Consider the following 11,071-nt stretch of genomic DNA (forward strand, 5'->3'; position numbering starts at 1 on the left):
CGTTTCCGGTGCCTGTCTGGCAATGTTGATTCTGCAAGGGGTGCGGGGGGCCCCGCGCGGGTTTCAGCTGCGCTGGCCGGAAAACCGCGCCTGCCAGTCCTCGCGGGCCTCATCGGTGATCTTGGCAAACAGCACCTCGGGCACCTCGAAGGCGTGGCCCGGCGTGAGGGTTTCCAGCGCGGCGGGCACATCGTCGGGCCAGTCCTGATCCCCGGTCCGCATCGCCGCCAGCATCGCGGCAGAGGCGTCGGGGATGAACGGCTGCGACAGCACCGCGTAGAGGCGGATGAGGTTGAGCGCGAGGCGGATCTGCATGGCGGCGCGGTCGGGATCATCCTTGAATGCGGACCAGGGGGCGGCCTCTTGCAGGTATTCGTTGCCCTCGACCCAGATGGCGCGCAGGGCAGAGGCGGATTTGCGGACCTCCATCGCCTCCATATGGCCCTCGTACTCGCGGATGCGGGTGGTGAGGCGATTGATGAGCGCCTCTTCCTGTGCGCCATGGCTGCCGCCTGTGGGCACCTCCTCGCCGAATTTCGAGCGGCAGAATTTGGTCACGCGGCTGACGAAATTACCCAGCACATCGGCCAGATCCTTGTTCACCGCGGCCTGGAAATTCTCCCATGTGAATTCGGAGTCAGAGCTTTCGGGGGCGTGGCTGAGAAGCCACCAGCGCCAGTAATCGGCGGGCAGCACCTCGAGCGCCTGATCCATGAAGACGCCGCGCCCCTGGCTCGTGCTGAACTGGCCGCCGTCATAGTTGAGATAGTTGAAGGACTTGATGTAATCCACCAGTTTCCACGGTTCGCCCGAGCCCATGATCGTGGCCGGAAAGCTGAGCGTGTGGAAGGGCACGTTGTCCTTGCCCATGAACTGCGTATAGCGGACATCCCCGGCACCTTTGTCGGTGCGCCACCAGCGTTCCCATGCGGCGTCATCCAGCCCCTGCGCCTCGGCCCATTCGGCGCCGCAGGCGATATATTCGATGGGGGCGTCGAACCAGACGTAGAACACCTTGCCCTCCATGCCCGGCCAGTCCTCGTCGCCGCGGCGCACGGGGATGCCCCAGTCGAGATCGCGGGTGATGCCGCGATCCTGCAACCCGTCCCCGTCATTGAGCCATTTGCGGGCAATCGAGGTGGTCAGGATCGGCCAGTCGGTCTTGGAGTCGATCCAGGCGTTGAGTTGGTCGCGCATTGCGGATTGCCGCAGAAAGAGGTGTTTGGTCTCGCGCACCTCAAGATCGGTCGAGCCGGAAATGGCAGAGCGCGGGTTGATCAGGTCGGTGGGGTCAAGTTGCTTGGTGCAGTTCTCGCACTGGTCGCCGCGCGCCTTGTCGTAGCCGCAGTTGGGGCAGGTGCCCTCGATGTAGCGGTCGGGCAGAAAGCGTTTGTCGGCATTGGAATAGACCTGTTTCTCGGTCACTTCCTCGATCAGCCCGGCATCATGCAGGCGGCCCGCGAAATGCTGGGTCAGCCGGTGGTTCTGGGGCGAGGAAGAGCGCCCGAAATGGTCAAAGCTGAGGCGAAAGCCGCGTGCGATTTCGGCCTGAATGCCATGCATTTCGGCGCAGTATTCCGCCACCGGCTTGCCCGCCCTGGCGGCGGCCAGCTCGGCGGGCGTGCCATGTTCGTCGGTGGCGCAGAGAAACAGCACCTCGTGGCCTCTGCCGCGGCAGTAGCGGGCGTAGAGATCGGCGGGCAACTGGCTGCCCACCAGATTGCCCAGATGCTTGATCCCGTTGATATAAGGGATTGCCGAGGTGATGAGATGCCGTGCCATTCTTGCCTTGCCCCTAGCGGTTTGGCCCCCTTTAACGCGCTTTTCCGGGCAGTTCTAGCGCCGCGTCTCAGGTTTGTCGCGGCTGCGTCCGGTCAGCCGGCCAATCAGGAAGGAGGTGCGCGGCGACCAGACATAGGCGGTACGGCGCTCGGCGGGCCGCCTGCGCATGCGGATGAGACCAAAGACCACCAGGATGCCATGCCCGGCCGCGATCATCACGAACATGGCGGGCGGGCCGTATAGCTCGATCAGGGTAGAGGCCATGAGAGGGGCGGCAATCGCACCCACCGCGAAAAAGAACATCAGGGCGGCGGACAGTTCGACGCGCTCATGCGCCTCGGCAAAGTCATGTGCATGGGCGGCGCTGACCGAATAGATCGGAAATGTTGTCATGCCAAAGAAGAACGCCGTCATGAGGATACCGAAGGTATCGAGATTGTGGGTCATGGCGGTGGACACCGATGACAGGATGGCGGCACCCGACAGGCCGATCAGCACCCAGCGGCGGTCGTAGCGATCCGCCAGCCAACCCACGGGATATTGCGCCACCGCCCCGCCCAGCACGAAGATCGCCAGAAAGCCCGCGATCTGATCGACGGCAAGGCCCACCTGCTGACCATATAGCGGGCCGACCATGCGGAAAGACGCGCTCGACAGCGCCGCGACTAGCACGCCCGCCGCCGCCAGCGGCGAACAGGCGATGAGCAGCATGGGCCGCAGGCGCGGCGCATCGGGTGTTTCGGGTTCGTTCAGGCGGCTGAGCGTGAGCGGCAGCAGGGCGGCGCAGCACAGCAGCGCAAGCAGGTTGTAAGAGACGTAAGAGGCCGGGGCGAGCACGGAAATCAGCATCTGCGCCAGAAGCGATGCCCCCATGTCAACGACGCGGTAGACGCCCATGGTGCGGCCGCGCGTCTCGTTCGTGACCTTGGCCTGAAGCCATGCCTCGATCACCGTGTAGCACCCCGCGACGCACAGGCCGGATGCCACCCGCATGAGCGCCCAGGCATAGGGATCAATCACCAGCATATGTGCCAGGAGGCCGATCGCGCCCGCGGCGGTAAAGGCGGCAAAGGCGCGGCTGTGGCCGATATTGCCCATCAGGCGCGGCGCCCACCAGCAGCCGATGAAGAACCCCACGAAATGCGCCGAACCCAAGAGGCCGATCTGCGCAGTGGTGAAATCGAGCGCGAGCCCCGAAAGCGCATCCAGAGGGCCGACGCCCCCGGTCGACAGTTGCAGCAGGATGACCGACAGAAAGAGGGCCGCGAAGGAAATCAACAGGCGCATGGTGTGGCCACCATGGCAGGCGGGCGAGAGCGGCCCAAGGGCATTTTCGACAAAGATGCGTCGTTTTTGTCGGGGGCGGTTATTTTTCGATATGCGCGATGATGCGCAGGCCGATCATGTCGCCGACATAGTTGGCGAATCCGTCCGCCCCGAAATCGCGCCGGTCGATCTGTCCGGTCAGGAGCACGGTCAGTCGATCGCGGCTGGCGGGATCTCTGCCGCGCAGCCGGTAGAGACCCGCTTGCAGGGTCACGGGGCGGGTGACGCCGCGCACGGTCAGGTCGCCGGAGACGGTTGCGGCTTGCAGTGTGCCGCTGATTGCGGTCGAGCGGAATGTTATCTCTGGAAAGCGGGCGGTATCGAGCACCTCCGGTCCTTTCATCGCCTGCGTGGCAAAGAAGAATCCGGCCCGCGCGCCGGTGGCGTCGAGCGTCACGTCGACCTGGCTCGCGCCGACATCGCGCAGGTCGAGCCGGATGTCAGCGGATTTGACCGGCATCGTCCCGCGATTGCCACCCTGGCCAAAGTCATAGGTGAACCCCACTGTCGAACTCTCGGCATCGAGGCGATAGGCCTCGGGTGCGGCGGCGGGAGGCGTAGCGATCAGGCAGAGGACAAGGGCGACGCAGCGGAACATACCCAAGGATACGCGCGACAAGGGTATCCGGATGTCACGTTTGCGTCATATGCCGCACAGCGCGACGGGACCACCCGTGTTGCGGATCGCATGAACGGCGCTAAAGTGCCCCGCACCAGCTTAGGAACAGGAAGGTATCATGGAGAAAAAGCCATTGGGATGCACGGGGTTGCAGGTGAGCGCGCTTTGTCTCGGTTCGATGACATGGGGCTCGCAGAATACCCCTCGGGAGGCACATGCCCAGATCGACCGCGCGCTGGAGTGCGGGGTAAATGTCATCGACACCGCCGAGATGTATCCCACGACCCCGATGCGCGCCGAGACCACGGGCCGCACCGAGGAGATCATCGGCGAATGGGTTGCCGGATCCGGGCGGCGCGATGACGTTCTGATCGCCACCAAGCATTCCGGCGAAGGGTTCAGAAATGCGCGCAATGGCGCGCCGATTTCGGCGGCAACCATTCCGGAGGCCATCGAGGGCTCGTTGCGGCGGCTGAGGACGGATTACATCGACCTCTACCAGTTCCACTGGCCCAATCGCGGCAGCTACATGTTTCGCAAGAACTGGTGCTACGATCCGTCCGGGCAGAACTGCGAGGAGACGCTGGCGCATATGCGCGAGGCGCTGGAGACGCTGCAGCGCGAGGTGGACAAGGGCACTATCCGCGCCTTTGGCCTGTCGAACGAGAGCGCCTGGGGCATGGCGCAATGGTTGCGGTTGGCGGAGGCGGGCCATGGGCCGCGCGCAGCCTCGATCCAGAACGAATATTCGCTGATGTGCCGTCTTTATGACACCGACCTGGCCGAGTTGAGCGCGAACGAGGATGTCGGGCTGCTGGCGTTTTCGCCGCTTGCGGCGGGTCTGCTGACCGGCAAGTATCAGAATGGCGCGCTGCCGGAGGGGTCGCGCATGGCGATCAACGGAGATCTGGGCGGGCGCAGGACAGCCCGCGCCTTTGCCGCCGTGGCGGCCTATCACGGGGTCGCGCGCAAGCATGGGCTGGATCCGGTGCAGATGGCGCTGGCGTGGTGTCTCAGGCGGCCCTTCATGGCCTCGGCGATCTTTGGCGCGACGACGATGGATCAGCTGGACCTGGCGCTGGGTGCGGCGGATGTGACGCTTGGTCCCGAGGTGCTGGAGGATATCGACGCGGCGCACAAGGAGCACCCGATGCCCTATTGATTCCCGCGCCCCCTTGTATGGTCAGGCCGGGCGGCGTATACGCCCGGCCTGACCCGAAAGGAGCCCGGATCATGGTAGGCAGTGCCAATCTCAATGTCATGCTGAAAGCCGCGCGCAAGGCGGGACGGGCGCTGGCCAAGGATTTCCGCGAGGTCGAGAACTTGCAGGTCTCTATGAAAGGGGCGGGGGATTTCGTCAGCCGCGCCGATATCGCCGCCGAGAAGATCCTCAAGACCGAGTTGATGGGGGCCCGTCCGACCTATGGCTGGCTGGCCGAAGAGGGGGGCGAGGAGCCGGGGCAGGATCCGACCCGCCGCTGGATCGTCGATCCGCTGGACGGCACCACGAATTTCCTGCATGGTCTGCCGCATTGGGCAGTTTCCATCGCGCTCGAACACAAGGGCGAGGTGGTGGCGGGCGTGATCTATGACGCCAGCAAGGACGAGGCCTTTTTTGCCGAAAAGGGCGCGGGTGCTTGGCTGAACGAGGGCCGGTTGCGGGTCTCGGGGCGAAACAAGATGATCGAGTCGATCTTTGCCACCGGCCTGCCTTTCGGCGGGCGCGCCGATCTGCCCGACACCCTGCAGGATCTGGCGCGGCTGTTGCCGGTCTGCGCGGGCGTGCGCCGCTGGGGTTCGGCGGCGCTCGACATGGCCTATGTGGCGGCGGGGCGCTATGACGGGTTCTGGGAGCGGCGGCTCAATGCCTGGGACATGGCGGCGGGCGTGATCATCCTGCGCGAGGCTGGTGGTCTGGTGGAGCCTCTGGTCAAGGGCGGCGACATTCTGGCCGACGGCGCGGTGATCTGCGCCAACGAGGCGATTTTCGACAAGTTCGCGGGTGTGATCCGGGGCTGAGCGGGCCGGGGCGCGACCCGCCCGAGGTACGTGCGGCCAGATGAAGATCAGCGGTCCGAGGGGTGGTTGATGCCGTCGACCCAGCCGATTGGGTCGAGGTCACGGGGATTGACGCCTTCGATTGCTCCGAGGTTGACGCCGTATTCATTGGGGTCCGAGCGGCGTTGATGGTGGGTGTAGATGCCACAGGTCTTGCAGAAGTAATGTTTCGCCGTGCCCGTGCCCCATTGGTAGAGCGTGAGATTGTCGGCGCCCCTGATGATCTCGACTCCGGCGATCGGGGCAGAGACCGCTGCCGCGCCGCGCCGTTTGCAGAAGGAGCAGTCGCAGCGGCGGGCGGTATTCAGCCCGTCCGAGAGGGTCACGCGCAATTCCACTGCGCCGCAGTGGCAGGTTGCTTTCACTGGCTCTGTCATCGGCGTTTCCTCACGCGGGGGATGGTGGTGCGGCGATAGCTGTATTGCGCTTCGGGATGGGGTGGGGTGCCGTGGGTTTCGGCCCAGAAGCGCGGGCCGCCAAGACGCAGAAAGACAGGCAGGGTCAGCACGACGCCGACCACGAATCCGCCCGCATGCGCCCAGTAGGCGACGCCGCCCATGTCGGGATCGCTGCCGAGGCCCGCAAAGACCTGAAAGCCGAACCAGAGCGCCAGCATGAGCGCCGCCGGGATCGTGATGACCCGGAAAAACACGATGAAGATCAGCAGGATGTCGACGCGCGCGCGTGGAAAGAGCAGCAGGTAGCCGCCCATCACCCCCGCAATCGCGCCCGAGGCCCCCACCGTGGGCACCTGCGATACCGGCCCGCCGATCACATGCGCCAGCCCCGCCGCAATGCCTGTGGTGAGGTAGAAGGCCAGATAGGGCAGATGGCCCATCCGGTCCTCCATGTTGTCGCCGAAGATCCACAGAAACAGCATGTTGCCCGCCAGATGCATCACCCCGCCATGCAGGAACATCGAGGTCACGAGGCCGGAATAGGCCCCCGCCTGCGTTACCTGCGCCGGGATCATCGCCCAGTCCTGGAAAAACAGGGTCAGCGCCCGTTCATCCGCGAAAAGCGGCCAATAGGCCAGAAAGACCGCCACGTTGAGGGCAATCAGCGCGTAGGTCACATAGGGCGTGCGCCCCGAGGGGTTGTGGTCGCGGATCGGGAACATGGGCGAAAGCTAGCGTGCTTTCGCCCATGCGGAAAGGGTGGATTGATCAGGACATGCCGCCCAGAAGGGCCGCGTTGCCGCCCGCCGCCGTGGTGTCGACGCAGACATGACGTTCGTGCAGGGCATGGCCCGTATCGGGCATTCCGGTGACGAGCGGCAGGATGGGTCCGGCGCGGCGCGACATGGCGTCGGCATAGGCGCGGGCATCCGTCTCGTTGCCCCACCAGAGCACGCCGGAGAGCCCGCCCATGGTGACCAGCGCCTCTGGGTCGATGCGGCCCGTGGCCGTCACCGCGACGCCGCCGAGATCGGTGACAGCGCGCGCCTGTGCCGCCGCCGCCTCCTGTCCCGGTCCGAGGCAGAGGAGCGCCGGGCGGACATGGGTGGTCAGGCGGTTCGATTCGCCCGTGGGGCCGGGCAGGACGAGCGCCTCGCGCCGTGCGCCGGGGGCGGCATTGGCCTGATCGAGCGCTTTTTGCGCCGCATGCACCGACATCGCTTCGGCCCACTTTTCGCCCTTTCGGGGGGCGGTGCGGGCGGTGAAGCGGATGAGGTAATGCGGCCCGCCCGCCTTGGGGCCGGTGCCGGACATGCCCTCGCCGCCAAACGGCTGGCTGCCGACGATGGCGCCGATCTGGTTGCGGTTCACGTAGATGTTGCCTGCATGCACCGCCTCTGTCACATGCTGCACGCGGTCGTCGATCCGGGTCATCAGGCCGAAGGTGAGGCCGTAGCCGGTGGCGTTGATGGCATGGATCACCCGATCCAGATCACCCGATTTGAACGACGCGATATGCAGGACGGGCCCGAAAATCTCGCGCTCCAGATCGCCGATACCGTTTACCCGGATCAGCGTGGGGGCGATATAGGTGCCTGCGTTGGGGGTCTTGAGTTCATGCAGCAACCGCCCCTCGGCGCGGGCAGTCTGGATATGCGCGGCGATGCCGACGCGGGCCTCTTCGTCGATCACCGGGCCGCAATCGGTGCTGAGCAGCCAGGGATTGCCGACGCTTAGGGCATCCATCGCGCCGGTCAGCATCTCGGTGAAATGCGGCGCGATATCTTCCTGCACATAGAGGCAGCGCAGGGCGGAGCAGCGCTGACCGGCGGATTGGAAGGCGGATTCCACGATGGCCTGCACCGCCTGTTCGGGTAGGGCAGTGGAATCGACGATCATGGCATTCATGCCGCCGGTTTCCGCGATGAGCGGCGCGCCGGGGGCGAGGTTTTTCACCATCGCGCTACGGATTTTCAGCGCCGTGTCGGTGGAGCCGGTAAAGGCCACGCCGCCCACGCGGGCATCAGAGGTGAGCGCCGCGCCCACGTCGCCCGCGCCGGGCAGGAGTTGCAGCGCCGTCTGCGGCACGCCTGCGCGGTGCATCAGTGTGATGGCGAAATGGGCGATGAGCGGTGTCTGTTCGGCGGGTTTCGAGAGTACGGCATTGCCTGCCGCCAGCGCCGCCGCGATCTGGCCGGTGAAGATGGCGAGCGGGAAATTCCACGGCGAGATGCAGGTGAAGATGCCCACCGGGTCCGCCTCGGGGGCATTGGCGGCGTAGTAGCGCAGGAAATCCGCCGCTTCGCGCAGTTCGGCCACCGCGTCGGGGATGGATTTGCCCGCCTCGCGGTGAAGGATGGCGAAGATCTCGCCGTGATTCTCTTCGTAAAGGTCAGCGACGCGGTTGAGGATCGTGGCGCGCTCGGAGGCGCGCGCGGTCCAGGGTGCTGCGGCGGCGAGAGCGGTTTCGATATCCGCCTTGCTGGCCCAGGCGACGGTGCCGGGGGTGTCGGCGGGGTCGGCGGGATTTTCGACGCGCTCAGGGGTGTTGGGATTGGCCTTGCCCGCGATCAGCGGCGCGGCTTTCCACTGATGACTGGCAAAGGGGCTGCGCGCCGCCTCTATCGCGTCGAGCGTCGGCTGGTGGCGCAGATCGAAGCCGCGCGAATTGGGGCGCTCGGGCTGGAAAAGTTCTGGCCCGGTGGGCAGATGCGGTTGCGGATCATTGACCGCCTCGAAGGGATCACGCGCGACGGCCTCGGGGGCGACATCCTCATCGACGATCTGGTTGACAAAGCTGGAATTGGCACCGTTTTCCAGAAGGCGGCGGACGAGATAAGCCAAAAGGTCGCGATGCGCGCCCACGGGCGCGTAGATGCGGCAGCGCGTGCCCTCGGATTTCAGGATGATGTCATGCAGCGCCTCGCCCATGCCGTGCAGGCGCTGGAATTCGAAGGCGGATTTGTCGGTCGCCATGTCGAGGATGGCGGCGGCGGTATGGGCGTTATGGGTGGCGAATTGCGGATAGATGCGGTCAGTCATCGACAGCAGTTTGCGGGCATTGGCGATGTAGCTGATGTCGGTCGCGGCCTTGGAGGTAAAGACCGGAAAGCCGTCGACGCCCGCCACTTGCGCGCGCTTGATCTCGGTGTCCCAATAGGCGCCCTTGACCAGACGCACCATGATCCGGCGGTCCAGCCGGGTGGCGAGGTCATGCAGGTAGTCGAGGACATGGCTGGCGCGCTGGCCGTAGGCCTGCACCACCACGCCGAACCCGTCCCATCCGGCGAGCGCGGGTTCTGCCAGCACGGTTTCGATGACATCGAGCGAGAGCGACAGGCGATCCGCCTCTTCGGCGTCGATGTTCAGGCCCATGCGCGCGGATTTCGCCAGCAGTGCCAGGCTGCGCAGGCGCGGCACCAGAACGTCCATGACCTGTTCGCGCTGCGCCACCTCATAGCGGGGATGCAGCGCCGAGAGTTTGACCGAGATGCCGGGATTGGCGCGGATGTCCCGATTGGTGCAGGCATTGGCAATGGCGGTGATGGCGCGCGAATACGACAGGTGATAGCGGGTTGCGTCGGCCTCGGTGCGCGCGGCCTCGCCCAGCATGTCGTAGGAATAGCTGTAGCCCTTCTTTTCCATTCCGGCGGCGCGGTCCATGGCGGCCTGAATGGTCTCGCCCAGCACGAACTGACGGCCCATTTCCTTCATCGCGCGGCCCACGGCGGTGCGGATCACCGGCTCTCCCAGTCGCTTGATGGCGCTGCGCAGATGGCCCACGGGGCCGGGGTGTTCGTCCTTGAGAACCTTGCCGGTCAGCATCAGCGCCCAGGTCGAGGCATTGACGAGGGGTGAGGTGGAATGACCCATGTGTTTGCCCCAGTCCGAGGGCGCGATCTTGTCCTCGATGAGCGCGTCGATCGTGTCGGCGTCGGGCACGCGCAGGAGCGCCTCGGCCAGGCACATGAGCGCTATGCCCTCGTCAGTCGACAGGCCGTATTCGGCCAGAAACACCTCCATCAGGCCCGGGCTGGATTGACCGCGTATTTTGCGCACGAGCTGCGCCCCGCGCGCGCAGATGCGTGCCCGGTCCGTTTCCGACAGCGCGGCGGTGGCGGTCAGGCGTGCCAGCGTCGCGGCCTCGTCGGCGTAGGTGGCGAGGTCGATGGTGCGGCGGATATCGGTGTCGTATGGCATGCAGGTCCCCATGGTTCGATGGCCCATGTTAGCATCATTGAACAAGTGACTCTTCCCGATTAGAATGAAATTTCAGGCCGGATGGTTTGATTTTGGAGGATAAAATGGATCAAAGCGAGCAACCCGATCTGGACCGTTTCGACCGGGCGATTCTGCGGGTGCTGGCGGCCGACGGACGGATCAGTGTGACAGAGCTCGCCCGCGAGATCGGGTTGTCGAAATCGCCGACGCAGGCGCGTTTGCGCAGGCTGGAGCGTGACGGCGTGATCACCGGCTATCGCGCGCTTTTCGATCCGATCCGGCTGGGTCTCGATCACGTCAGTTTCGTCGAGGTGCGCCTGCATGACACGCGCGAGGCGGCGCTTGCGGAATTCAACGCGGCGGTGGTCAGGATCCCGGAAATCGAACAGGTGCATCTGATCGCCGGGAATTTCGATTACCTGATGAAGATCCGCACGCAGAGCATGGCCGATTACCGCCGGGTGCTGGCCGATCACATCTCGACCCTGCCGCATCTGGCCAATACCTCGACCTATGTGGCGATGCAGGCGGTCAAGGAAAACGCACTGTCGGATGTGATTTGACCTGCCCGGCTAAAGCGGTTTGCGTTTGATCTGAATCGAATGGGGATTCACAGGAGGATTTTTGTCTGATTCACTTCTGTTTGGAGGTGGATCATGGGCAAACC

Annotated in this window: 9 protein-coding genes; 3 read left to right on the forward strand and 6 right to left on the reverse strand. The window is 65.0% G+C overall.

Going from position 1 to position 11,071, the window contains the following annotated elements; translation table 11 throughout:
- Positions 1 to 63: 63 nt before the first annotated feature.
- The 3 genes from metG to BSG08_RS18365 form a co-directional block, all read right to left on the reverse strand.
- Positions 64 to 1,782 (reverse strand): methionine--tRNA ligase, encoded by a 1,719-nt coding sequence (metG, locus tag BSG08_RS18355; RefSeq protein ID WP_093039297.1) that lies wholly within the window; start codon positions 1,780 to 1,782, stop codon positions 64 to 66.
- A gap of 54 nt (positions 1,783 to 1,836) precedes the next feature.
- A complete protein-coding gene (locus tag BSG08_RS18360) occupies positions 1,837 to 3,069 on the reverse strand; it encodes an MFS transporter (RefSeq protein WP_093039298.1) in 1,233 nt (410 codons plus the stop codon).
- Between the two features lie 79 nt (positions 3,070 to 3,148).
- On the reverse strand, positions 3,149 to 3,727 hold the full coding sequence (locus tag BSG08_RS18365) for a YceI family protein (protein ID WP_245770751.1): 579 nt from the start codon (positions 3,725 to 3,727) through the stop codon (positions 3,149 to 3,151).
- Positions 3,728 to 3,845: 118 nt separating this feature from the next.
- Between BSG08_RS18365 and BSG08_RS18370 the strand changes: the two genes are divergently transcribed.
- Positions 3,846 to 4,889, forward strand: coding sequence for an aldo/keto reductase (locus BSG08_RS18370; RefSeq protein WP_093039300.1), 1,044 nt, complete (start codon positions 3,846 to 3,848; stop codon positions 4,887 to 4,889).
- A gap of 71 nt (positions 4,890 to 4,960) precedes the next feature.
- A complete protein-coding gene (locus BSG08_RS18375; protein WP_093039301.1) occupies positions 4,961 to 5,746 on the forward strand; it encodes an inositol monophosphatase family protein in 786 nt (261 codons plus the stop codon).
- Positions 5,747 to 5,793: 47 nt separating this feature from the next.
- Here the strand turns inward: BSG08_RS18375 and BSG08_RS18380 are convergent, their stop codons facing one another.
- Genes BSG08_RS18380 through putA form a run of 3 tightly spaced genes read right to left on the reverse strand, consistent with a single transcriptional unit; the run spans position 5,794 to position 10,383 of the window.
- Positions 5,794 to 6,162 (reverse strand): GFA family protein, encoded by a 369-nt coding sequence (locus BSG08_RS18380; RefSeq protein WP_093039302.1) that lies wholly within the window; start codon positions 6,160 to 6,162, stop codon positions 5,794 to 5,796.
- The gene (locus BSG08_RS18385) at positions 6,159 to 6,905 is read right to left on the reverse strand and encodes a rhomboid family intramembrane serine protease (RefSeq protein WP_093039303.1); all 747 of its coding nucleotides are present in this window, start codon (positions 6,903 to 6,905) and stop codon (positions 6,159 to 6,161) included. The genes BSG08_RS18380 and BSG08_RS18385 overlap by 4 nt, the downstream gene beginning before the upstream one ends.
- Positions 6,906 to 6,951: 46 nt before the next feature.
- Positions 6,952 to 10,383: a bifunctional proline dehydrogenase/L-glutamate gamma-semialdehyde dehydrogenase PutA gene (putA, locus tag BSG08_RS18390; protein WP_093039305.1), complete on the reverse strand. Its 3,432-nt coding sequence runs from the start codon at positions 10,381 to 10,383 to the stop codon at positions 6,952 to 6,954.
- Positions 10,384 to 10,487: 104 nt separating this feature from the next.
- Between putA and BSG08_RS18395 the strand changes: the two genes are divergently transcribed.
- Entirely contained in the window at positions 10,488 to 10,967 is a 480-nt protein-coding gene (locus BSG08_RS18395) for an Lrp/AsnC family transcriptional regulator (RefSeq protein WP_093039304.1), read from the forward strand.
- Positions 10,968 to 11,071: the final 104 nt, after the last annotated feature.

The organism is Roseovarius azorensis, from assembly GCF_900109455.1.
Classification (GTDB): Bacteria; Pseudomonadota; Alphaproteobacteria; order Rhodobacterales; family Rhodobacteraceae; genus Roseovarius; species Roseovarius azorensis.

What these genes read in the sequence shown, in the direction of transcription:
- BSG08_RS18395 (WP_093039304.1), top strand. Translation starts at nt 10,488, where the DNA reads ATGGATCAAAGCGAGCAACCCGATCTGGACCGTTTCGACCGGGCGATT.
- metG (WP_093039297.1), bottom strand. Translation starts at nt 1,782, where the DNA reads ATGGCACGGCATCTCATCACCTCGGCAATCCCTTATATCAACGGGATC.
- BSG08_RS18385 (WP_093039303.1), bottom strand. Translation starts at nt 6,905, where the DNA reads ATGTTCCCGATCCGCGACCACAACCCCTCGGGGCGCACGCCCTATGTG.
- BSG08_RS18375 (WP_093039301.1), top strand. Translation starts at nt 4,961, where the DNA reads ATGGTAGGCAGTGCCAATCTCAATGTCATGCTGAAAGCCGCGCGCAAG.
- BSG08_RS18370 (WP_093039300.1), top strand. Translation starts at nt 3,846, where the DNA reads ATGGAGAAAAAGCCATTGGGATGCACGGGGTTGCAGGTGAGCGCGCTT.
- BSG08_RS18360 (WP_093039298.1), bottom strand. Translation starts at nt 3,069, where the DNA reads ATGCGCCTGTTGATTTCCTTCGCGGCCCTCTTTCTGTCGGTCATCCTG.
- putA (WP_093039305.1), bottom strand. Translation starts at nt 10,383, where the DNA reads ATGCCATACGACACCGATATCCGCCGCACCATCGACCTCGCCACCTAC.
- BSG08_RS18380 (WP_093039302.1), bottom strand. Translation starts at nt 6,162, where the DNA reads ATGACAGAGCCAGTGAAAGCAACCTGCCACTGCGGCGCAGTGGAATTG.